The sequence below is a fragment of the Paenibacillus zeisoli genome (assembly GCF_003994465.1).
Taxonomy (GTDB): Bacteria; Bacillota; Bacilli; order Paenibacillales; family Paenibacillaceae; genus Fontibacillus; species Fontibacillus zeisoli.
The window spans coordinates 553,385-575,675 of record NZ_RZNX01000001.1 but is presented as its reverse complement, the minus strand read 5'-3'; the positions used below and the strand labels follow the sequence as shown (position 1 = coordinate 575,675).

Here is a 22,291-nt window from a genome sequence, read left to right as displayed (position 1 = left end):
CTCTTTAAAGGGTCCGTTTCTTTTGTTTGGCCGCAATACTCTCGGCTATGATACTAGGAACCTCCTCAAGTGAGGAGACCGTATACATGGCGGTGGTCGGTTCGTTTTTCAGTTCAACGACATTATAGGACCATTCATTGGGCAGCTTGATATAGATGGTGTTAATCCCGGCTGCAAGAGCAGGAATAATATCTGTTCGAAGACTGTTGCCGATCATCCAGGTGTTCTCCCTGTCGAAATGGCGGGAAGTAAGAATCTGCTCCAGGGCTTCTTCGTTCTTGTGCTGGCGGATGTAGATTCGGTCATGGAAATACGAAGCAAGCTTCATTTGCTCAATTTTGCGTTCCTGAATAGCTTTCTCTCCACCTGTGTAGAGATTAAGCTCATGACCTTGATGTTCGAGAATATCCAGGGTCTCAACCATACCGGGATAGGGTTCAATATTCTGTTCGTAGACACTCATTCCAAGCTCCATAAGCTGGTTCTCTTCAGCAGGATTGATCTCGCGTCCAGTCATTCTGGAGAAGTAGTGGTAAGTCTCAATCATGGATTGAGGAAAATGCTTACTTGCAAATCCGGATTTGAGAACGCCTGCTACATCAATCTCAATTTGTTTGCTACGAATTTCAGAATTCGTTAATTGATATTCGCTGAACCATTCAAGCATGACATCAGCAAATTTGCACAGGATCATTTCAAAGTACTTGTTACAGTGGATTAGCGTATCATCCATATCGAATAAAATTTGTTGGCGGTAATGATAAGGGTTCAAAGCAGGCTGCTCCTCTCTACAGTTATACTAATCTGCTGCTTAGTATAACTTGATTACTTCATTTATATTTGGATATACGTCTCCAGGAAAATTTGCAGCTCGGAGATGCCGTCAGGACGGAAGCAGAATTTCTCCTGATCATGAGTTCCCAGATGTACTCTGAGCAGTCCTGCAACCCGGAGAAGCCTTAGATGATACATAAGTGTCTCTTCGGATTCATTTAGGAACTGCTGCATTTCGGGAAGAGACTTGGGCTCATTCGCAACATAACGCAGCATACGAAGGCGTTCAGGAGCTGCCAGGGCACGGGTAAGCCTGAGCAGGTAATTCGGTGCTTCATTCTCATCCTCAAGCGGAAGGTCCACAGGATATTGAATCAACAGCATATTGTTATAGAAGCAATAAGTGTTAATTGGGCGCAAATGAATAATGGGCAGCAGAATAACCTGCTCAATAGGAAGCTCATCCGAGACGATCAAACCGCCGGATGCATAATCAATGAGACTCTCAGGATCCATTTTGTCCAGAAGAGCCAGCTTCTCGGCAGCATCCTCTTCAAGAAGAGGGACATACAATGATTCAATTTCTTTAAAATACACATCGTACCATATTTGAAGTAAGGGCACATAGTTGTCGCGGATTACTAGTGCTTTCTCAGCAGTCATCTCAGGTATGTATGGGCTAACCCTGTCACAAAGTACTTCCGAAGAAGCATTCTGGAGGAAATTAAGATAGTCCTCAATTTGATGGTGCTCTCCGCGTTCAACCGCCCAGGCGTAAAGAACATCATAATCCTCAAAAGGCCATGAAGCAGCCTCGGCAAAAGCTGCACGTGTAGTTTCGTTAAGACGTGAATTGATGGTGTCGCTCCATTCAGGACCCATGTCGATATTATTCGTCCATTTGCGTACAATATGAACCAGAAAGCTTCCAAGCAGTTCATAGACTGGAGACACGTCTACTTTTACCGTATAAGCCATGTGAAAGGTGACCTCCCAAAAAATTGCTTTATTTTTTCATTATGGCTTGTTCGATGACGAGTGTCCACTATAAACAATTGACCACTTGATTATTAACGCAGGAGCGCTCCTTTCAAACAAGAAAAAGATAAGATAGAATAAGAAATAGAGATTTAGGGGTTAAAGGGGAGCTAAGAGATGATTGAAGTCAGTCAGTTAAGTGTGGTTGCAGGAGCAGATAAAAGAAAAATTATCGATCAGGTTCATCTCCGCTTTGAGCAGGGTGAGATGATTGGCGTGGTCGGTCCAAGCGGAAGCGGCAAAAGTACACTATTACGCTGCCTGGCCCTGCGAACCCCGTGGACAACAGGGCGTTACACTTTTGAGGGTAAGGAAGTTATTAAGTCGGGTGGGAGAGGCTCCTCGGAATATCGTTCGAAGTTCGCTTATTTGGAGCAAAGCCCGGAGCTGAATTTACAGAAAACTGCCTTGAAGAATGTACTTATCGGTCAGGCGGGACAGACTTCTTGGATTCGCAGATTAACGGGATCTATTCGATCAGATGATTACATGGGAGCTATGGATGAGCTTGAAAAGTTCGGATTGCTGGATAAAGCTCATGTACAAGCAGGTAAATTAAGTGGTGGGGAGCGACAGCGGGTTGCCATCTGCCGTGCTTTGGTCCATGGTGCCAAATTGATTGCCGCGGATGAACCTGTGATCGGGCTGGATAAATATGCAACTGAAAAGGTTCTTACCACGTTAAAAGAATTATGTACAAATGATAAATCGACAGTTGTAGCTGTATTGCCGCTTGAGCTTGCAGAGCAATACTGTACCCGCATATGGGGAATTAATGAGGGGCGGCTGCAATGGGATATCAAGGGAAGAAGATTAACCCAGGAAGAGAAGCAGTTGATCTAGATGAAAAGAGTGATTCGATTGGCTAGAGCAAGGTGGTTGAATATCACGGCAGGTTGTCTATGTCTGGCTGTTCTGAGCGGCTGTGATCTCATTACAGATCCGAAGTTACTGATGAAACCTCCTCAATCGACTTCCAGCTTGCAGTCTTTAAGAAGTGTAATTGATGCGAATATCCCGCCGGATACCCGCCTACAGCCGCGAGGGCTCAATGGCATTCAATCTATTCAGACTGAAGATCTGGACAACAATGGGAACAAGGATGCGGTTGTGTTCTTTGAGAGCACGAAAGGAGACGCAAACGCTCAAGGCATGGTTCTGGAGGAGACTGAGGACACCTGGGTCATCAAGCAAAAGTTTGAAGGGGACGGCAGGAGTCTAGTATCTCTGGAATACAGGGATTTGAATCATGATGGGAGAAAGGTAATTCTCGCCGGCTTCAGCAAAGAAGATCTTGATGAGCGAAGAATACTTGCTGTCTATGCTTTCACCGGACAGAAAGTGGACAAGATTCTTCTTGCTCCCTATTCCAATTATGTTGTCGAGGACTTGAATGACGATGATCTGCTTGAGGTAACCACGGTCGATTTCAAGAAAAATGACTACAATTTAGTGACCTGTTATCAGATAAGGGAAGATCAAGCCATCAAGCTTGACAGCCTTCAGCTCGGAGCTGGACTTAATGATTACTTGAATGTCATGTCCGGCAAAGTAACCCCGAACCAGAATGGAATTGTTCTGGATGCCTCTTACTTGACGCACTCTGCTTATTCAACCTTAATCATGATGAAGGATAATAAGCTGGTTAACGTGCTGGATCAGGATGATAATTTGAATGATCTTCCGATCCGGAGCGGGGATGTCAACGATGACGACATTTTGGAAATGGGTCGGCTTAAGATTCCTTCCGGCTGGGAGAAAGTAATTCTAGATAAGCCGCCACGGTTCCTGGACTATTACCAGTGGGAGGAGAAAGTAACCTCTGGCGACTTAAAGGATATGAAGTTCATTAAGGAGCAATATATGGATCCGGACGGAAGATTCGTATTCGACTTCCCTGATAATCTGAAAGGGAAGGTCACTCTGGATCAGAACTCGGTAGTTGATCAATATTTAAGGTTCGTCAAAATTGATAATCATGAACTGGTCGCTGAGATCAAATTCGTTCCCCTGTCCCAATGGGAGAAGCTAAAGCCGGAATGGTCTCTGTTAATGCGTGATAATGATCAGGTCATCGTCTATAAGACATCATTTAATACAGAAATCATGAAGAAAAATTTGAGATAGTGGATCGTTTCAATTAGAGAGGATGTTTTGAGCTGTGAGTAAAGTTCTTATCATGGAAGACGAGGAGTCTATCCGCAGTTTTATTGTCATTAACTTGAAGCGTAACGGCTTTGAAGTACTGGAAGCAGCCGATGGAAATGAGGCACTCAGCAAGCTGACCAGTGTTCCTGATATCGATATTGCGCTTTTGGACGTCATGGTTCCGGGAATCGACGGATTTGAGGTCTGCCGGCGCATACGGGAGACGAATGAGCGGATTGGAATCATATTTTTGACGGCAAAAGTTCAAGAGCAGGATAAAGTATATGCATTGTCTGTGGGTGCAGATGATCATGTCAGCAAGCCATTTAGTCCGACTGAGCTGATCGCACGTATTCACTCGCTGCTTCGACGGGTTAATGTATATAGAGAGACAAGCGCTAAAGTAAGCTTTACCTCTGGACCTTTCACCTTGGATCTGATTACCAAGCAATTTAAAAAGGACAGCACGATGATTGAGCTGACTCCGACAGAATTCTCGCTAATTCAGTATTTCCTGGAGAAAGAGAACACACCGCTCAGCAGGGATCAACTGCTGGATCATGTATGGGGCAAAGAATATATGGGAGATCCGAAGATTGTGGATGTGAACATCCGTAGACTCCGGCAGAAGATTGAGGCTAACCCTTCAGATCCGGCTTATCTGCAGACCGTGTGGGGACACGGTTATAAGTGGAAGGGCGAAGGTCAATGATTAGTAAAGGGATCGGTCGCCAGATCGTTCTTCACTATTTTATCGTGGTATTTGTTACCCTGTTATTGGTTGAGATCATATTTCTGTTCGCGATACGAACTTACTATTATGACAGTATCTACAACCATATTGCCAATCATGCGGCCTTGGTTACAGATAACTTCCAGAATTCAGACAAGTCAGAGGTTCAGGAAGATAAGGCCTTTTTCACCAACATTATATCCGTATTCTCTCTGGCCAACACAGAGCTTCAGGTACTTGACCGCCATGGGAATATTATTATGACCAACAGTTCATTTCAATCCGATAGGCCTGTGCAGACGAGTGATCTATCACAGGCACTGACCAACAATATCGGCAAATGGATCGGCCGTGAGCCTGATACCGGGGAGATGGTGATGTCGGTTTCTAGCCCGATTCAGTTATTGGGAGAGAACAAGTACGTTATAAGGTATATCACTTCAATGGAGCCCATTAATTCCAAGCTGCTGAATATTACTTTACTTGCCGCATTAGTGGGTGTGGTCATCTTGGCGGTTGTCCTGCTGTTCAGCATGGGTCTTGCCAACTCGATAGTCAAACCTATCAATAATATTCGGGCAGTCTCTGCTCAAATGGCCCGGGGGAGGTTTGACGTGCGTGTCAAAGGGGAATATAAATACGAGCTTGGAGAATTGGCCAGTACCCTTAATTATATGGCACAGGAAATTGTCCGGGGTAACCAGATCAAGGATGATTTCATTTCTTCGATCTCTCATGAGCTGCGAACTCCGCTTACAGGGATCAAGGGGTGGAGCGAAACTTTAACCTCCGGCGGCTTCGATCCTGAAGAGACCAAGATTGGTATGCAGATTATAGCGAAGGAAACCGATCGTTTGATTGGTCTTGTCGAGGAGATGCTGGACTTCTCCAAATTACAGCAGAACGAGATGAAGCTTGTTATTGCCTCGGTCAATCTGAAAGAAATCCTTCAAGAGACGATGCTGAACGTTTGGGCTAAAGCAGAACAAAAAAGGATACAAATCAAACTGGATGACCATACCGAGTCTGCGGTCATGGTTCCCGGTGACGGCAATCGGTTAAAACAGGTTTTCCTGAATCTTGTTGATAATGCCATAAAATTCTCTACAGAAGATTCGTGGATCCATCTGGATATTCGCACTCAGGATGAGTGGGCAATAGTTGAAGTCATAGACAGCGGGATCGGGATAAGCGAAGAGCATTTGCGCCGTGTGAAGGACCGCTTCTTCCAGGTGAATCACCAAGGAGGAGGAACGGGTCTGGGACTTGCAATTAGTCAACAACTCGTTGAATTGCACAATGGAGAAATGGAGATGCGTAGTGAGCTGGGTGTCGGAACGACGGTAAATGTTCGTCTCCCTCTGCTTGATGAACTGAATAAGAATGATGCTTAAGATTTCCGTTTATATGGAATGAACTAAAGAAATGAGCACATGGATCAAGGCTACCGCAGTCTTTAGTTCAATCCATATAGGTAATGAGGATTCGGGAGAAGAGGATGATCTGTCATGAGCAAGCCTGTAGGAATGCTGACACTGCCAGACCAACAGCTGGAAATTCATCTGGCGGACCAAGAAGATACTGACCTGATTTGTCAAATGCTGATTGAAGCAGCAGAATGGATGATCTCGCAAGGTATTTATCAATGGAATCCCGAACAATTCACAAGAGAAGAGATCTTGTCGTATTTTGAATACAGAGAAATCTACATCATTTATGCTCAGACGGAACCTGCAGCCATGTTTACATTACAGCAGAGTGATCCTGATTATTGGGGTATGCGCAACAGCAGGGGATACAACTATCTTCATCGGCTTACGGTACGAAGAAATTTCAGCAGTGCCGGATTAGGCTCCTATATTGTTGATTGGGCTGCCGAACGGACGCGGTTAAGTGGAAGGAAAGGGCTTCGTCTTGATTGTCTGGCCCAGAATCTCAAGCTGAACAGCTTCTATCAGCGGCTAGGTTTCCGCTATAAGGGGACTGCGCTGAAGAACGGAAGGGAGTATAACCTTTACGAACAGTGGGAAGCCCCGGATTCGTTCCGGGAAGATGACCTGGTAGACTTCGTTTATTTCAATGAAAAGGATTTCCACCTTCTGCAAAGCTGGTCAGCCTCCGAGGCGTTTCAACTGCAATGGGCAGGGGGGAGATGGTCATATCCACTTACAGAGGAAGACATGAGGGCTTATATCCAGGACGCCAATTTACCCTGGAAGTCCGATACATTGATCTTTAAGGTGATCCATCGCCTTTCCAAGGAGATCATTGGACACATTAGCCTTTCCCAAATTGACCGCAAAAACCGTTCTGCTCGGATAAGCCGTGTCATTCTGGGCGATCCCATATACCGGGGGCGCGGAATAGGGAAAGCCATGATTGTCGAGATGCTCAGGATTGGCTTTCAGTCCTTGAATCTGCACCGGATTACCCTGGGGGTGTTCGATTTTAACAGGCCGGCGATTCAGCTGTATTTGTCCACTGGTTTCAAGAAGGAAGGGCTCATGCGCGAGAAGACCCTGTATCGGAATGAATATTGGAGCATGATCGAGATGAGCATGCTGCGCAGCGAATGGGAAGAGCTGTATAGCGAAGAAACTTAGAAAAAGGGCGGATCTGTATCCGCCCTTTTTTGTGCATGTGCGAACAGTTGAATACACAAAAAAAGCGGATCATTACGATCCGCTTAGATTATTAATTTAAGATGACATTCCGCCAGCCCGCAGACGGTTAGCATTGTCATATACTTCTTTGAGAAGTCTTGCTGGTTGAGGACGAACCGCTGGCTTAGCAACAACAGTCTCTCCAGGACCAATAACCATGACTTCATTAGCATTTCCCTTGATGATGGCGCCATCCTTGATAACGGCTCCTTCACCGATAATAGCACGCTCGATCACAACATTGCGGCCAATCTTGGCATGAGGCATGATAATGCTGTCTTTGATTTTACTGAAGCGTCCAACTTCAGTTCCTCCGAACAGTACAGAACGCTCCGCGTAACCTTCAAGACCGCAGTTATCGTGCACGAGGGAAGAATTGGCTTGAATTGCACGGTGTTTAACTCCGGATTTTCTCGTGAGCTGTTCATTCGTGTACATCGGCCAAGCTTCATTGTGGAGCTTCCATTCAGCCGACTCGTCAAGAAGGTCCATATGAGCTTCCCAAAGGCTGTCAACAGTACCTACGTCTCTCCAGTATCCTTTGAATTCGTAAGCATAAAGGGGAGTGTTTCCGGCAAGCATGTTGGGTATAACGTCTTTACCGAAGTCATGGGATGAATTAGGATTAAGGGCATCCTCGGTCAAATGCTGTTTCAGATAGTCCCATTTGAAAATGTAGATCCCCATGGAAGCCAGATTGCTTTGCGGTTCCTTCGGTTTCTCCGCAAATTCCGTGATCCGGTATTGATCATCTGTTGTCATCACACCGAAACGGTGAGCTTCGTTCCAAGGTACCGGCATTACAGAGATCGTAGCGCTGGCACCTGATTCGATATGGAAATCAAGCATTTCACGATAATTCATATGATAAATATGATCACCTGATAAGATCAGAACATGTTCAGGATTTTGAGATTCAATGTATTCCATATTTTGATAAATGGCATCAGCTGTGCCAGAATATTCATCAGAACCTGTATTGTAAGAAGGAAGCAGTGCGATTCCTCCATTGTCTGTTTGTGTCAGACCCCAGGCATCCCCATCACCGATATGGCTATGGAGTGAATCCGCCTCATACTGGGTAAGAACTCCGATTGTATCAATACCTGAGTTAACGCAGTTGCTGAGAGGAAAATCAATTATTCTGTATCGACCGCCAAACGGCACAGCCGGCTTTGCTTGCTTGGACGTAAGTGGAGATAACCTGCGACCTTCTCCTCCGGCTAGCAGCATGGCAATGCATTCTTTCTTGTTCATTACGTTTCCCTCCCAAGGATTATGTCAGTGTAGTATTTACATAAACGAAAAAGCCCATAGTTGAAACTATTTTATTGTGGATTCCATGAAAAATTACATTTTTATTTTCTTTTTGTAAATTCTTAATTCATTCCCTTGTCATTAGGGTAATAAACTAAGTGGACTATGTTTAAAAAGGCGGTGGAGAGTTGTCAGAGAACCTATATAAACAAAAAAAATCAATTTCGCCTCTGGACGTATACCTGTTCCATGAAGGAACTTTATATCGCAGTTACCGTTCTCTTGGGGCCCATCTTACAGAAGAAGAAGGAATCCCCGGAGTCCGATTCACTGTCTGGGCACCTCATGCACAGCATGTGGGTCTGGCTTCTGACTTCAATCAGTGGAAGGGAGAACACGATCCTTTATATAAGATGCCCGATTCGGGACTTTGGAGTCGCTTTTTCCCGGGATTAACGGAAGGTACTTTTTACAAATATGAGATTACGGGTCCGGATGGGCAGACCTTCCTCAAAGCTGATCCATATGCGTTTCATGCTGAAGTAAGACCCGCTACAGCATCTGTAGTCAGCTCACTGGAAGGTTACCAATGGGGTGACGCCAGCTGGCGTCGTAAGAATAGGGCTCCTTACCAGAAGCCGATGAATATTTATGAAATTCATTTCGGGACATGGAAACAGAAGGAGGATGGGTCATTTTACACCTATCGTGAAATGGCGGACTTGTTGATTCCTTACATACAAGAAATGGGCTATACGCATATTGAAATTATGCCCCTGGCCGAACATCCTTATGATTTATCCTGGGGGTATCAGATTACGGGTTATTTCGCCCCGACAAGCCGCTACGGAACTCCAAAGGATCTCATGTATTTCGTAGATCGCTGCCATCAGGCAAACATAGGTGTCATCCTGGATTGGGTGCCCGGACATTTCACCCGTGACGCCCATGGACTGAGGCTGTTCGATGGAACACCTCAATTTGAGTACGCAGACCCTCGCAAGGCTGATAAGCCTGGCTGGGGAACCCTGAGCTTCGATTTTGGCAAGCCTGAGGTACGTTCCTTCCTGATCTCTAATGCGCTCTACTGGCTGGACATGTACCATTTCGACGGCCTTCGTGTCGACGCAGTGACAAGTATGGTACGGCTTGATTTCGAGAAAAGTGAAGGCCAGTATGTGCCAAATGAGTATGGGGGTTATGAGAACCTTGAAGCAACGGGCTTCCTTCGCCAGCTGAATGAGGCTGTATTCCAGGCGTATCCTCATACGTTGATGATGGCGGAAGAATCCAGTGCCTGGCCTCTAGTTACGTCACCGGTTCATGAAGGCGGACTCGGATTCAACTATAAATGGAATATGGGCTGGATGAATGATACGCTGGATTATGTAGAGACGGATTTCCATAACAGGCCGTATCATCACAACCTGCTTACTTTTCCCATTGTATATGCCTATTCCGAGAATTTCGCCCTTCCTCTTTCACATGATGAAGTGGTGCATAGCAAGAAGTCACTGCTGGACAAAATGCCGGGCAGCTATGAGGAGAAATTTGCAGGTCTGCGCGTGCTGCTGGGATACCAATTAACAAGTCCGGGCAAGAAGCTCCTCTTCATGGGAGGGGAGTTCGGGCAGTTCATCGAGTGGAGAGACCAGGGAGAGCTGGATTGGTTCCTGCTGGATTATGACGCTCATCGGCAAATGCTGAAGTACACGGCGGCCCTAAACCACTTTTATCTTCAGGAAAAGGCGCTTTGGGAGCTGGACCATGGAATGGAAGGGTACGAATGGGTATCTCCGCATGATGCTTCGCAAAGCGTCATATCCTTTTTCCGTAAAGGAAAAAGACCCGGCGACAGCCTGCTGGTGGTCATCAACTTCCAGCCTGTGAACAGGGATCATTACCGCCTTGGAATAGCCAAGCCTGGCAATTACGAGCTGGTATTCACCAGCAACGCTGAGGAATTTGGCGGTTCGGGCCAGAATCTTTCGTCTGTCAAATCGGAGAAGATATCTTGGCACAATCAGCCGTACAGCATCGAAATATCCGTACCTCCGCTTAGCATATCGATCTGGAAGAAGTCAGGTAGATCAGCCAAGAGGGAACAGAGCGAGCCGCTAAGCAGCAGTACGGCACAAGAGGCTCCAAAGCAGCGTAAGACTACAAAAAGGAGGAAGTCGACATGAAAATTTTGTTTGCGGCTGCAGAAGCCATTCCATTTGTCAAAACCGGCGGTCTGGCCGACGTGATTGGAGCCTTGCCCAAAGCTCTTCTCAAGGCAGGCCATGACGTGCGAATCGTGCTGCCTAAGTACAAAGCGGTTCCGGATCAATTTCGGAGTCAGCTTGAGCCGGTGGATATCATCCAGGTTCCCTTGGCTTGGAGATCCCAATATTGCGGAATTGAAGAGCTTACGTATGAAGGGATTCCCGTATACTTCATCGATAACGAATTTTACTATGGTCGGGATGGAATTTATGGTTATGGAGATGATGGGGAGCGCTTTGCCTTTTTCAACCGGGCTGTACTTGAAATTTTGCCTTACATTGACTTCCAGCCAGATGTAATCCATTGTCATGATTGGCATGCCGCTCTCATTCCGGTACTACTCAGGCATCATTATTTACACAATCCTTTCTATCAGTCTGTAAGAACCGTATTTACGGTACATAACTTACTCTATCAAGGTATATTCCCTTACGAAGTTATGCCTGATCTCCTTGACCTCCCGAATGACTATTTTACGCCGGATGGTCTGGAATATTACGGAAATGTCAATTACCTCAAAGCGGGACTGGTATATGCCGATCATGTAACCACGGTAAGTCCGACCTATGCGGAAGAGATCAAGACCGAGTACTATGGCTATGGCCTAGATGGTCTGCTAAGATCGCTTGGCGGGAAGCTATCCGGTATTGTTAATGGAATCGATACAAAGCTGTATAATCCGGCTACAGATACCGAGATTCCTGCTAAATACAGAACCAGTCTTAACAAGAAGCGAGAGAACAAGCCATTCCTTCAGCAAGAATTGGGGCTGCCTGTAGATCCAAAGATCCCACTGATTTCGATGGTTACAAGGCTTGTTGACTCTAAAGGACTGGAACTGGTCAGAAGAGTTCTGGATGAACTTCTGTATTTTGACAACATTCAAGTGGTTGTTTTGGGAACCGGTGAGTATGAATATGAGCAGTGGTTCAAGGAGGCGGCGAATCGTCACCCCAGCAAGCTATCCGCCCAAATTAAATTCAATGATGGGTTATCGCGGCGAATTTATGCGGGAAGTGACATCTTCCTGATGCCTTCCAAATTTGAACCCTGCGGGATCAGTCAGCTGCTGGCTCTACGCTACGGAAGCATTCCGGTAGTAAGAGAGACCGGGGGGCTCAATGACACGGTTCAATCCTTCAATGAATTTACTGGGGAGGGGAACGGCTTCTCCTTCAACCATTACAATGCTCATGACATGCTGTATACCCTGCGGCGGGCTGTTCACATGTATCATCAGCCTGACCAGTGGAAGAAGATTGTTCGTAACGCATTTGCCGGTGATTATAGCTGGAATGTATCTGCTGAGAGGTATTTGGAGATTTATCAGAGTCTCCTTAATTAGAAATGTATATACTGCATAGAATAATGAAGATTCTCAGGCGGCATTCTAAGGAATGCCGTCTAGTTTGCTTCCTGGTGTTTTTTTCCTGATAAAGGTACGGACCTTTCTTATTGCATAATAATACATGTTGTTTTATAATGACTCAGTCCTAATATGATAAAAACCAAAATAGAAGCAAGGAGCGATAACAAAATTGAGAAAATTACAGATGCTGATCATAGTCCTGCTGTGCTTCGTCATGACTTACTCGGGGTTAAATAGATTGGCTTATGCAGAGGACAGCACGAATTCAGCCAAGAAAACAATCGTGCTGGGAACAAGTGCTGATTTTCCTCCTTACGAGTTTCATAAGGTAATAGACGGTAAGGATCAAATTGTTGGTTTTGACATTCAGATTGCCAAGCAGATTGCAGCAGACATGGGTGCGGAACTGAAGATAGAGGACATGAGCTTTGACAGTCTGCTGCCAGCTTTGACAAGCGGACGGGTGGATTTCCTGATCTCAGGAATGAACCCGACACCGGAACGGAAGAAAAGCATCGATTTCTCGGACGTTTATTATCGTGCCAATCAGGCCATCATGGTCCGTAAGGCAGATAAAGACAAATACAACACCATGGATACGTTAAAAGGGGCCAAGATCGGAGTTCAGAAGTCTTCTCTGCAGGAGGAGATTGGTCAGAAGATTGAAGGTGCGCAGTTAACCTCTCTTGATAAAATTTCTGATATCCTCATGCAGCTTCAGACTAACCGTGTAGATGCCGCTATTATTGAAGGACCCGTAGCTCAAGCGAATCTTACAGATGATTTCGCGATTACGTCGGCTGTACCGCAAGTAGAGGATTACGGCTATGCCATCGGAGTCAAGAAGAATAACCCTGAGCTGCTGAATAGTATTAATGCTACACTTGCTCATCTAATTAAAGACGGGAAAGTCCAAGAGTTCGTTGATGAGGCCAGCAGTATGGTTAATGGCCAGCAGAAGACACAGGATACCTTCTCATTCTTCCTAAAGTATAAGGATTATTATATCGCGGGTATTAAATATACACTTCTGCTGTCCATACTCGGAGTCATATTCGGGTTCATTATCGGACTGTTTATCAGCTTGCTAAGAATGAATCGAATCGCGATCCTGCGCTGGATCGGTGTAGCTTACATTGAAGTACTGCGCGGAACACCAATGCTTGTCCAGCTCCTCATTATCCATTATGGTCTGGCGCTGACCTTCCATATCAACTTCACCGCCCTTGAATCCGGGATTATTACTTTGTCCATCAACAGTTCAGCCTATTTAGCCGAGATTTTCCGGGCTGGTATCCAGGGTGTAGATAAAGGTCAGATGGAAGCGGCAAGATCACTTGGCATGTCGAGTAGTCAGGCGTTCCGCCACATTATACTGCCGCAAGCGATCAAGAATGTTCTGCCTGCCATTGGTAATGAATTCATTACAATTATTAAAGAATCATCGATTGTTTCATTCATCGGGGTGGCCGATCTGATGTTCCAAGCCCAGGTGGTTCGCGGTATTTCTTTTGCGGGGCTCAATCCGCTCCTCGTTGCTGCCGTGATCTACTTCATCATGACTTTTGTACTTTCTAAACTATTGGGTGTACTGGAAAGGAAGCTGAGAACTAGTGATATCCATTAAAAATTTGCATAAATCATACGGAAAGCTGGAAATTCTGAAAGGCATCGATGCTGAAATCGAGAAGGGTGAGGTTGTCGTTGTGATTGGTCCAAGCGGATCCGGTAAAAGTACATTCCTGCGCTGCCTCAATTTACTGGAACAGCCGACGAGCGGCGAAATCCGTTTTGAAGGAGAACTAGTTACAGATAAGAAGCACAATATTAATCTTACACGTGAGAAGATGGGCATGGTGTTTCAGCAGTTCAATCTGTTTCCCCACAAGACCGTGCTTCAAAATATTACGTTAGCTCCTATACAGGTGAAGAAGCTGGACCGAGCAAAGGCGGATGAGATTGCTCTGGATCTGCTGCGCACGGTTGGCTTGGAAGATAAGAAGAATGCCTATCCGGCTCAGCTGTCAGGCGGACAGAAGCAGCGGATCGCCATTGCGCGTGCGCTTGCAATGCAGCCTCATGTGATGCTGTTCGATGAACCTACCTCGGCTCTAGATCCAGAGATGGTAGGCGAGGTTCTGGATGTAATGAAAAAGCTGGCTGAGAAGGGAATGACCATGGTCATAGTTACTCACGAAATGGGCTTTGCCAGAGAAGTGGGTGACCGGATTCTATTTATGGATCAAGGTACAATTATTGAACAAGGTACACCAGAAGTGGTATTGGGTAACCCAACCCACCCGCGTACCCAAGATTTCTTGAGCAAAGTATTGTAAGCTTGACTGCATAATCCAAGACTCTATCCAAGTGGATAGAGTTTTTTTGGTATTACGACCCTTACGCTGAGGTGGAAATGATTAACTGAACGGAGGAGAAATTCGTTGACAGTAAGAAACTGTGTATTTTATAATAGCTGATAATACATAGTGGTATTGTTGGTTTTGTTAATCAGCTACATATTATAGCGTTAAGGGTGTGTTATTTAATGGCTAATATTCAAACCTTCAGAGCAGCTGCACATTTACAAGACGGCGTACAAGTTAAAGTAGCTTCAAGAAACTTCGAGTTAACTATTGATGAACCTAAGAGTCTGGGAGGTACCGATACGGGTATGAATCCAGTTGAAGTTCTTCTTGGCTCACTAGGCGCTTGCCAATCGATCGTTGCCAGAGTATATGCTTCCAAATTTGGTGTGAAGCTCGATGACTTTCGTGTTGAGGTTGAAGGTGATTTAGATCTCGATGGATTCTTCGACAAATCGGATGTACGCCCAGGGTATTCCGATATTCGGTATACATTCCGCATTAAGACCGATTCACCGAAAGAAAAGGTTGACGAATTTATTCATTTTCTTGAGAGCAAGTGTCCTGTTGGAGATACGATTGCCAATCCAGTCAACTTGAAATTAGAAAGTATCATTATAGAAAATTAAATTCTCTGCGCACTAAGTAAATTAAGCATAGAAAAGCTCTTCCACTGTGTAAATGGAAGAGCTTTTTCTATGCTTAAACCCACGAACTTTCCTTACACCGCTTAAATCTTCGTTTAGAATTTGCTAGGGAACTGTTTCACGATGCCTTCAGTCAGGATATCGGCTAAATGGATCATATGGATCTCATTCTTGTCTGTTGCAGCAATATCTGCTTTCCAATCTCCTTTGAGACAGTCGAGGACGATCTCAGTGATCAGCTGAAGGTGTGTATACAGCATTTCCTGCAGCTCTTTGAACTGCCAGTTCGGATTCGCTGTGCTTAGAAATTTGGCGATATCATCGGCATTTCTATGCCAATCGGCATCGAGCTTTTTCACATCGGACTGATTGCCCGCCTTTGCCGCCGCAACAATCTTGGCAGCGATCTGAATATGCTCTCTAAGAAGATTAGCAAGCTTATTACCCGCAGCTTCTCCGTAATACGGTTTGATCAAATTTCCTATATCCTGCTGATTCTGTAAAAGACGATTTAATACGTCTTGCTGGTCGGGGCGATTGGAGATGGCGCTGACGATATAGCTTCTTGTCCATATCGTGTGGTCAATCCATGCTTTCTGCATATCAGTTTTTAATTTAACCATATGGGGACTTAGGCAGGTCGAACTTCTCTCTTGGGCCGTTTCAGCTTGACCGGATACTAGAGCTGGTGAGCTGCTAGTCAAAAGAGCCAAAGATAATGGCAGCACCAGAGACCATTTATTTTTCATATTTATCTGCTCCTCTGTACGTGTATTGAAACAGGCTGTCTTATTATGTTGCGATTTTTCCCGCTTTATACAGAGAGTGGTTGAGTTGTTGTCATGGCTTACACATGAAGTGTATATTTCATCCCTAAATATGTAGATATGTAACAAATTGCTTGTTTCATAATATGTTTACCAGTAATTGCTTGATTAATTGGTTACAAAATTGTGATATATTCGAAATGCCGAAACTTGCAATTCCAAGTGCGGGGGATGATTTGCGGATAGCTATCTTATTTAATTGTAGATAGATGTCCTTGGGGTGAAGCGCAGTGGTGAATAGAGCGCCGGGTTGTATCCTCAATCCGAATCCGACAGCTAACTCCGCAGGCATCATCAAAAGGAGGCTTACTTGTATGTCATCTAAGAATTCAACAGTGAACAAGAAGGTACACAAATTATCGTTAGTCGCGAAAACAGTTACAGCCGTGCTTGGCATGGCAGCCTTTATCCACATGAGCCCGGTCCATGCTGATTCCGTACATACTGCAGTAGAGGGAGACACGTATTACACTCTTTCAAAAAAATACGGCATCTCAGTCAATAACCTAATGTCTGCAAATCCTAAGATCAGCCCTGCTAATATCTATGCCGGCCTATCAATCAAGCTTCCAACCAGCTTGAAAACTGCCAGTGTACAAGGCAGCCTGATCGTAAAAAAAACAGATCCGCTGGCTATACTTAAAGTGTTCACGACGAACAAAGTGGTTGAAGCATGGGGGAAAACATTTAACTATTCGAAAACCATTAATGTAGTCGCCACAGCTTATTCGTCAGATCCGAGTGAGAATGGTTGGGGTCCGGTCGATTACTATGGTAAACCGCTTGCCTTGGGTACGATCGCTGTAGATCCAAAAGTCATTCCAATGGGCACCAAGGTACTAGTTACAGGCCATACTCATTCAGGCCTTCCGAAGAAAGCCTTTGTGGCGAGAGCCACAGATCAAGGTAGTGCGATTAAAGGAAAACGAATCGATATTTTCATTCCTGGCAGCCAGGCTAAAGTAAATACCTTCGGATTTCAAAATGTTAAACTTTACGTCATTAAATAATCTGGGTTGAACAAAGAGGAGAGACTCCAAGGAATTGGAGCTTTCCTCTTTTACTTATATCCTTTTATATGAAGAAGTTCACTTAGATCAACAAAGGTATACCCTTTACTTTTTAATGTGCGTATGACTATTGGTAAGGCCTCTATCGTCCCTGTCAGATCTGCACCAACTCCGCCCCCGGCATGTTGAAGAATAATAGAACCCGGACCAGCTGCGCTCAGTATATTGTTTGTCACCTGCAGCTTGTTTAGACCCTTCCAGTCTTTTGAATCCACATTCCAATTAATTACCTTGTAGCCCCTGCTTTTCACCCATCGCAGCTGCTCTTCATTAATCTCTCCATAGGGAGGACGTATAAATTTGGGGCGAAAGCCTGTGAGATTATAAATAATGGTCTCGGTACGAAGAATTTGGTCTTTGAAATAAGCTAAGCTTTTATTTTTGAATAAAGGATGGTTATACGAGTGGTTGCCGATCAGATGCCCCTCCCGGTATATGCGCTTAACTAATCCTGGATGTTTCTCCGCCCGCTGGCCCACCACGAAAAAAGTAGCTTTGATATGGTTTTTAGCAAGTATATCGAGGACTTGAGGAGTGAACCTCGGATCTGGAACATCATCAAAGGTCAGCGCGATTCTCTTAACCTTAGGCCCACGGAATTTGAAGGTTTCAGCATATTTGCGTCTTAATTCACCGAGGGTTAATGCTTCATGGCTTGATGCAGCTTTGCTTGTAGAGTTCAGCTCCTCAGGAGACCTAGTGTTGCTGCCTGCAGAAGCTGCATGGGAACTCAGCAGCGTGAATAAGGCAAGCAGGACAAATGCTAATGCATATTTGTTTTGCATCAAGTTGTCTCTCCTTTACAGGACATATTTCTCGTTGTTATTTCCTTACAAAGGCTCTTTTATCCAGAGCGAGTCTGCTCTGTGAGTAATATCACGGCAGTAGCATAGAAAAAAAGGCATCGTAATGTTCAGGGGGGAGTTAGCCATGGCTGAAATTATGTCGAATATCCAGGTCTCGCCTGGTGTGTTCCGGATTAAGATATCAGGGAAGTATGAGGGACGGATCGGGCAGTTCTATATGTTAAGAGGCTCTAGAATAGATCCTTTACTCTCAAGGCCGCTGAGCATCTTTGACTTAAAGGACCATTACATAGAATTCCTGTACCAAGTTGTTGGTGAGGGGACTCATCTATTTGCGAGTCTTAAACGGGGTGATTCATTAAACCTGGTTGGGCCACTGGGGAACGGCTTTCCGGATATAGAGGGAAGAACAGCACTCGTTGGGGGAGGCATAGGAATAGCACCTCTTTATTTCGCAGCCAAACAACTAAGAGATACAGATATTTACCTCGGCTTCCGGGAAGAAGCCTGTTTGGTTACAGATTTCAACTCAATTAGCAGTAACGTAAGAATTAAGGTAGGCGGTAGTATTTTGGATGAAGTTGTCTTCGAGGATTATGATCACATCTTGGTGTGTGGACCCACGGGGATGCTGAAGGCAGCTAAGCAAAAACAAGTTGAGCAGGACTATCACGGCAATGTCTATGTATCGGTCGAGAATAAGATGGCCTGCGGGATTGGTGCTTGTCTTGTGTGCAGTGTTAAAGGACCCGAGGGAACGAAGCGGGCTTGTGTTGAAGGTCCTGTATTTCTTGCAAAGGAAGTGGACTTAGATGATTAATCTGTCGGGAAGCATTGCTGGTGTTCACTTCAAGAATCCGCTTGTCATGGCGTCCGGAACATTTGGATTCGGCAAAGAATACGCACAATATTATGATATTTCAGTTCTGGGTGGCATCGCCGGTAAGGGACTGACCCTGCATCCCAAATCAGGAAATGAGGGACTTCGAGTTTTCGAGACTCCTTCAGGCATGCTGAACAGTGTCGGCTTAGAGAACCCAGGTATCAAACATTTTCTTGAGAACGAAGCCGGTTTTTGGGAAGGACTTGATCTGGCGAGAATTGTGAATCTGGGTGGAGACCACATTGATGAATATATTGAAGGGGCGTTGTTAATTAATCAGGATTCCCGTATTCGGGAAGCCAAAGGCCTCAAAGCAGTCGATATCATAGAACTGAATATTTCTTGTCCAAATGTCAAGGAAGGCGGCTTGGCCTACGGCATTAAGACCGAGAAAGCCCGTGAAGTGGTACGTGAAGTTCGGGCCGTGACCTCTATTCCTCTAGTCATTAAGCTGTCACCCAATGCAGAAGATCTGGTCTCGATGGCTGTGATGTGTGAAGAAGAAGGAGCTGATGGAGTTAGCCTGATTAATACCATCTCAGCCATGAAGATAGACGTATATAAGCGTAAAAGCGTATTTCGCAACTTATATGCCGGCCTTTCAGGTCCTGCAATAAAGCCAATTGCATTAAGAATGGTACATCAGGTTGCCAGCAGGGTAAATATACCTGTTATAGGAGTGGGCGGCATAACAAGTGCCACGGATGTGATCGAATTTATTATGGCTGGCGCCTCTCTTGTGCAAATAGGTACTTATAACTTCGTTAATATTCATGCTGGAGAAGAGTTATTGAGCGGCATCACGGAATTTATGAACAACGAAGGTATCCAGACATTGGATGAAATCCGTGGGATTATCTAGAGAGGGGCGGATCTGTGAATAACTTCGATGACGATATAGATATGAACAAAATTCGTCTGGAATTTCGCGAAATAGGAAGCGATATCTTACTGATTATTACGGGAGGCGATGCCCATATTGGCGCAGTCTCGACAGCGTACGCTTCCTCTGGATATCCGGCTGAAGTTCATACAGCGGCAGTTCCCGGCCATAAGGAATCCCTTCTTAGCACTGATTTTGCACTTCGTGCCTCCAGGTGGCTTAACCGGACAGTAACTGTAATTATGGGAATCCACTACAGCAATTTAAGTTCTGAACAGATTGAGAAGGTATGTCAGCTTGCCGAACGCGAGCTCGAATTTTTTTTGCAAACGGTGTCTCCTCCAAGTTATGATAAGAACAGGATACAATAAATGGGATGGCAGGCAAGGGAATATTAAGAAATTTGAAACGTCCCGCCACCTATCTGCGTAAACCATATCATAAAACATATTTATTCCTGGGAGGAAATTAACCATGTCCATTTTCAAAAGATTACGTGATCTGACGATGTCTAACATTAACTCTCTTATCGATAAAGCAGAAGATCCAATCAAGCTAACTGATCAATACATTCGCGATATGCAGGAAGATCTAGAGGATGCCGAGAAATCCGTAGCAGCCCAAATAGCAATTGAGAAGAAATTCAAGCAGCTTTATGAAGAGCAGGAAGCATTGGCTGCGAAACGTAATGAGCAAGCTCATGCGGCTGCACAAGCTCAGAACGTAGACCTTGCCCGCCGTGCACTTGAGGAGAAGAAGGCAGCTGAAGTGAAGCTTGCTGAATACAAGACCAGCTATGATAGCAACAAAGCGGCAGCGGACAATCTCCGTGACAAGCTGGAGCAAATGCGTAAGCAGCTTACCGAGATGAAGAATAAGCGCGAGACCCTGGTAGCTCGTTATAATGCAGCGAAGGCTCAGAACGAAATTAACAAATCATTGTCTGGACTTAACTCGGATACCGCGTCTGCCGGACTGAAACGTATGGAAGAGAAGATGCTCCAAATGGAAGCACAGGCTGAAGCAAGCAATGAGGTATCCAGCAAAGGTAAATCCCTTGATGAAGAGTTCGCAGAACTTAATAAGGATAAAGCGGTTGAAGATGAGCTGGCGGCCCTGCTCAAGCAGTACGAGAAATAATAATCTGCGATATGCATGTAAGGGAAGGAGAGACAATTCATTGTTTCTCCTTTGCTTATGGATAGCAAGATTTGGGTAATGCATATGAATCAGAAGGAGCCAGGAATCATGAATGTAATGAAGAGAATTGGCAGATTATTTGCCAAGTCCGAACCACCCGCTCGAGAGAAGAGCATGCTGGACTTAAATCCAGGGGATATATGCGAAGTATCTCTCGTCACCTACGAAGTTGTTGGCAGTGTGCGCAATCCAGGGCGGAATGCCGCAATGCTTTCACTGCGGGATGGGAACGACATTCGTTATTTACACATTGAAGAACGTGAAATTTTGCAGTATGCTTTATACGACCCGATAGACGGGCGTCTCGATAATCCGAATGAAGTGCCAACAACTATAGATTTGGACGATAGATCCTACCATCTTGAGGAAGAATATGCCGGTAACGTTATTATTAAGGGCAAAACTCCTTTTCGCCAAGGCGGAGAACAGCACGTATGGCAATTCCAGTCTGATGATTATCGCCTGTTAAGGATTGAATGGCAGGATGGAAGATTCATGCTTTATGAAGGAGATAAGACGATCTCCGGTGATGTCAAAGTCATCCGTGCCTCTTAGGAGTGATATTTGTGAAGAAAGGGTCTTCTTTATATGTTAAGTTAGCTCTGATTCTCAGCTTGCTTGTGTCGTTATTGGCAGGCTGCGGCTCACCTAATGTAAAGGAGAATTACCCGCTAGAATCGGTGAATCGAAGTGGTAACTCAACCTCCTATGTGTACAGAGCAGCAGGAGAGAAAGTTCCTCAGGTAGCAGCTGATCTCATCGCTGAACATGAGCCTGATCAGAAGTCGCCGGATAATGATGATCATATGTTCCTCGTCTATGACAAGGAATATTACCATCTGCAGAAAGATCCGAATAAGCCTGAAGATACACTGATAGAAGTGGATTCTGAAGAATATGTTCGCAGTAATTATGATTCAAGCTTTCTACAAGGATACCTTGCGGCTTCGTTGATTGGAAGCTTGTTCGATTCTTTTGGAGGCCATGGCTCCTACCGTGGTTACTCAAGCAAGGATACTTATAAGCCGAAGCAGGACTATCATGCACCTACGAAAGACGACAAGAAGGCTGCTCCACCGCTGACTGTGGAGAAGAAAGGCTCTATTACAAGACGTGGAGGTTCGGGCTCAAGTAGTGGAAGCTACAGCGGAGATAGCAGTAGTTCAGGTTCAAGCAAGGGTAGTATTACACGGAACAAGGATGGGGGAAGCTCGGATTCCGGTTCCTATTCATCGCCGAAGAAGTCGATTACAAAGCCCAAAACCCGATCCGGTTCTGGAGGCATTACCAGAAGAAGGAGATAGCTGGGACACAGGATTAACACTAGCATACAGGGGAGCATGCAGATAGCTGCATGCTTTT

The 22,291-nt window shown here is 45.2% G+C and carries 22 protein-coding genes and 1 riboswitch; of the genes, 17 read left to right on the top strand and 5 right to left on the bottom strand.

Annotated elements, in window-relative coordinates; genetic code table 11:
- Positions 1-4: 4 nt before the first annotated feature.
- Together EJP77_RS02670 and EJP77_RS02665 are read right to left on the bottom strand one after the other, a co-directional pair.
- Entirely contained in the window at positions 5-733 is a 729-nt protein-coding gene (locus tag EJP77_RS02670) for an HAD family hydrolase (RefSeq protein WP_127198282.1), read from the bottom strand.
- Positions 734-834: 101 nt separating this feature from the next.
- Complete coding sequence (locus EJP77_RS02665; protein WP_127197618.1) at positions 835-1,752, bottom strand: winged helix-turn-helix domain-containing protein; 918 nt, start codon at positions 1,750-1,752, stop codon at positions 835-837.
- Between the two features lie 177 nt (positions 1,753-1,929).
- On the opposite strand from EJP77_RS02665, the gene EJP77_RS02660 reads away from it, so the two are divergent.
- The 5 genes from EJP77_RS02660 (at position 1,930) to EJP77_RS21050 (ending at position 7,296) form a co-directional block, all read left to right on the top strand.
- Entirely contained in the window at positions 1,930-2,655 is a 726-nt protein-coding gene (locus EJP77_RS02660) for a phosphonate ABC transporter ATP-binding protein (RefSeq protein ID WP_127197617.1), read from the top strand.
- Positions 2,656-3,939 carry a PDDEXK family nuclease gene (locus EJP77_RS02655; protein WP_127197616.1) on the top strand — a complete coding sequence of 428 codons (1,284 nt, stop codon included), beginning with the start codon at positions 2,656-2,658 and terminating at the stop codon, positions 3,937-3,939.
- A 34-nt stretch (positions 3,940-3,973) separates the two neighbouring features.
- Complete coding sequence (locus EJP77_RS02650) at positions 3,974-4,672, top strand: response regulator transcription factor (RefSeq protein WP_127197615.1); 699 nt, start codon at positions 3,974-3,976, stop codon at positions 4,670-4,672.
- Positions 4,669-6,087: a sensor histidine kinase gene (locus tag EJP77_RS02645; protein ID WP_127197614.1), complete on the top strand. Its 1,419-nt coding sequence runs from the start codon at positions 4,669-4,671 to the stop codon at positions 6,085-6,087. Before EJP77_RS02650 ends, EJP77_RS02645 begins: the two co-directional genes overlap by 4 nt.
- A 114-nt stretch (positions 6,088-6,201) precedes the next feature.
- Positions 6,202-7,296, top strand: a complete 1,095-nt coding sequence (locus tag EJP77_RS21050) for a GNAT family N-acetyltransferase (RefSeq protein WP_127197613.1) — start codon at positions 6,202-6,204, stop codon at positions 7,294-7,296.
- A 96-nt stretch (positions 7,297-7,392) separates the two neighbouring features.
- Here the strand turns inward: EJP77_RS21050 and EJP77_RS02635 are convergent, their stop codons facing one another.
- Entirely contained in the window at positions 7,393-8,613 is a 1,221-nt protein-coding gene (locus EJP77_RS02635; RefSeq protein WP_127197612.1) for a glucose-1-phosphate adenylyltransferase, read from the bottom strand.
- A 188-nt stretch (positions 8,614-8,801) separates the two neighbouring features.
- Between EJP77_RS02635 and glgB the strand changes: the two genes are divergently transcribed.
- From glgB to EJP77_RS02610, 5 genes are all read left to right on the top strand, one after another.
- A complete protein-coding gene (gene glgB / locus EJP77_RS02630) occupies positions 8,802-10,799 on the top strand; it encodes a 1,4-alpha-glucan branching protein GlgB (protein ID WP_127197611.1) in 1,998 nt (665 codons plus the stop codon).
- The gene (gene glgA / locus EJP77_RS02625) at positions 10,796-12,226 is read left to right on the top strand and encodes a glycogen synthase GlgA (RefSeq protein WP_127197610.1); all 1,431 of its coding nucleotides are present in this window, start codon (positions 10,796-10,798) and stop codon (positions 12,224-12,226) included. Before glgB ends, glgA begins: the two co-directional genes overlap by 4 nt.
- 208 nt (positions 12,227-12,434) lie before the next feature.
- On the top strand, positions 12,435-13,877 hold the full coding sequence (locus tag EJP77_RS02620; protein WP_185897174.1) for an ABC transporter substrate-binding protein/permease: 1,443 nt from the start codon (positions 12,435-12,437) through the stop codon (positions 13,875-13,877).
- Positions 13,864-14,586, top strand: coding sequence for an amino acid ABC transporter ATP-binding protein (locus EJP77_RS02615; RefSeq protein ID WP_127197609.1), 723 nt, complete (start codon positions 13,864-13,866; stop codon positions 14,584-14,586). Before EJP77_RS02620 ends, EJP77_RS02615 begins: the two co-directional genes overlap by 14 nt.
- A gap of 209 nt (positions 14,587-14,795) precedes the next feature.
- Positions 14,796-15,242, top strand: a complete 447-nt coding sequence (locus tag EJP77_RS02610; RefSeq protein WP_127197608.1) for an OsmC family protein — start codon at positions 14,796-14,798, stop codon at positions 15,240-15,242.
- A gap of 113 nt (positions 15,243-15,355) precedes the next feature.
- Here the strand turns inward: EJP77_RS02610 and EJP77_RS02605 are convergent, their stop codons facing one another.
- A complete protein-coding gene (locus EJP77_RS02605; RefSeq protein WP_127197607.1) occupies positions 15,356-16,009 on the bottom strand; it encodes a glycosyltransferase in 654 nt (217 codons plus the stop codon).
- Between the two features lie 209 nt (positions 16,010-16,218).
- Positions 16,219-16,393: riboswitch (cyclic di-AMP (ydaO/yuaA leader) on the top strand.
- Between the two features lie 8 nt (positions 16,394-16,401).
- On the opposite strand from EJP77_RS02605, the gene EJP77_RS02600 reads away from it, so the two are divergent.
- Positions 16,402-17,097, top strand: a complete 696-nt coding sequence (locus EJP77_RS02600) for a 3D domain-containing protein (protein WP_127197606.1) — start codon at positions 16,402-16,404, stop codon at positions 17,095-17,097.
- A 50-nt stretch (positions 17,098-17,147) separates the two neighbouring features.
- Here the strand turns inward: EJP77_RS02600 and EJP77_RS02595 are convergent, their stop codons facing one another.
- Positions 17,148-17,942 (bottom strand): polysaccharide deacetylase family protein, encoded by a 795-nt coding sequence (locus EJP77_RS02595; RefSeq protein WP_127197605.1) that lies wholly within the window; start codon positions 17,940-17,942, stop codon positions 17,148-17,150.
- Between the two features lie 145 nt (positions 17,943-18,087).
- On the opposite strand from EJP77_RS02595, the gene EJP77_RS02590 reads away from it, so the two are divergent.
- The 6 genes from EJP77_RS02590 to EJP77_RS02565 all read left to right on the top strand — a co-directional run bounded on the left by EJP77_RS02590 (position 18,088) and on the right by EJP77_RS02565 (position 22,233).
- Positions 18,088-18,783 carry a dihydroorotate dehydrogenase electron transfer subunit gene (locus EJP77_RS02590; RefSeq protein WP_127197604.1) on the top strand — a complete coding sequence of 232 codons (696 nt, stop codon included), beginning with the start codon at positions 18,088-18,090 and terminating at the stop codon, positions 18,781-18,783.
- Positions 18,776-19,708, top strand: a complete 933-nt coding sequence (locus EJP77_RS02585) for a dihydroorotate dehydrogenase (protein ID WP_127197603.1) — start codon at positions 18,776-18,778, stop codon at positions 19,706-19,708. Before EJP77_RS02590 ends, EJP77_RS02585 begins: the two co-directional genes overlap by 8 nt.
- A gap of 14 nt (positions 19,709-19,722) precedes the next feature.
- Entirely contained in the window at positions 19,723-20,100 is a 378-nt protein-coding gene (gene lpdD, locus EJP77_RS02580; RefSeq protein ID WP_246021642.1) for a prenylated flavin chaperone LpdD, read from the top strand.
- A 103-nt stretch (positions 20,101-20,203) separates the two neighbouring features.
- Positions 20,204-20,869, top strand: a complete 666-nt coding sequence (locus EJP77_RS02575; RefSeq protein WP_127197602.1) for a PspA/IM30 family protein — start codon at positions 20,204-20,206, stop codon at positions 20,867-20,869.
- 108 nt (positions 20,870-20,977) lie between these two features.
- On the top strand, positions 20,978-21,484 hold the full coding sequence (locus EJP77_RS02570) for a DUF4178 domain-containing protein (protein WP_127197601.1): 507 nt from the start codon (positions 20,978-20,980) through the stop codon (positions 21,482-21,484).
- Positions 21,485-21,495: 11 nt separating this feature from the next.
- A complete protein-coding gene (locus EJP77_RS02565; protein ID WP_127197600.1) occupies positions 21,496-22,233 on the top strand; it encodes a DUF4247 domain-containing protein in 738 nt (245 codons plus the stop codon).
- Positions 22,234-22,291 lie beyond the last annotated feature (58 nt).

Coding starts and splice junctions, on each gene's coding strand:
- EJP77_RS02665 (WP_127197618.1), bottom strand. CDS start 1,752: ATGGCTTATACGGTAAAAGTAGACGTGTCTCCAGTCTATGAACTGCTT.
- EJP77_RS02635 (WP_127197612.1), bottom strand. CDS start 8,613: ATGAACAAGAAAGAATGCATTGCCATGCTGCTAGCCGGAGGAGAAGGT.
- EJP77_RS02595 (WP_127197605.1), bottom strand. CDS start 17,942: ATGCAAAACAAATATGCATTAGCATTTGTCCTGCTTGCCTTATTCACG.
- EJP77_RS02585 (WP_127197603.1), top strand. CDS start 18,776: ATGATTAATCTGTCGGGAAGCATTGCTGGTGTTCACTTCAAGAATCCG.
- EJP77_RS21050 (WP_127197613.1), top strand. CDS start 6,202: ATGAGCAAGCCTGTAGGAATGCTGACACTGCCAGACCAACAGCTGGAA.
- EJP77_RS02590 (WP_127197604.1), top strand. CDS start 18,088: ATGGCTGAAATTATGTCGAATATCCAGGTCTCGCCTGGTGTGTTCCGG.
- EJP77_RS02605 (WP_127197607.1), bottom strand. CDS start 16,009: ATGAAAAATAAATGGTCTCTGGTGCTGCCATTATCTTTGGCTCTTTTG.
- EJP77_RS02610 (WP_127197608.1), top strand. CDS start 14,796: ATGGCTAATATTCAAACCTTCAGAGCAGCTGCACATTTACAAGACGGC.
- EJP77_RS02655 (WP_127197616.1), top strand. CDS start 2,656: ATGAAAAGAGTGATTCGATTGGCTAGAGCAAGGTGGTTGAATATCACG.
- glgA (WP_127197610.1), top strand. CDS start 10,796: ATGAAAATTTTGTTTGCGGCTGCAGAAGCCATTCCATTTGTCAAAACC.
- EJP77_RS02600 (WP_127197606.1), top strand. CDS start 16,402: ATGTCATCTAAGAATTCAACAGTGAACAAGAAGGTACACAAATTATCG.
- EJP77_RS02620 (WP_185897174.1), top strand. CDS start 12,435: ATGCTGATCATAGTCCTGCTGTGCTTCGTCATGACTTACTCGGGGTTA.
- EJP77_RS02575 (WP_127197602.1), top strand. CDS start 20,204: ATGTCCATTTTCAAAAGATTACGTGATCTGACGATGTCTAACATTAAC.
- EJP77_RS02660 (WP_127197617.1), top strand. CDS start 1,930: ATGATTGAAGTCAGTCAGTTAAGTGTGGTTGCAGGAGCAGATAAAAGA.
- EJP77_RS02645 (WP_127197614.1), top strand. CDS start 4,669: ATGATTAGTAAAGGGATCGGTCGCCAGATCGTTCTTCACTATTTTATC.
- EJP77_RS02670 (WP_127198282.1), bottom strand. CDS start 733: ATGGATGATACGCTAATCCACTGTAACAAGTACTTTGAAATGATCCTG.
- EJP77_RS02570 (WP_127197601.1), top strand. CDS start 20,978: ATGAATGTAATGAAGAGAATTGGCAGATTATTTGCCAAGTCCGAACCA.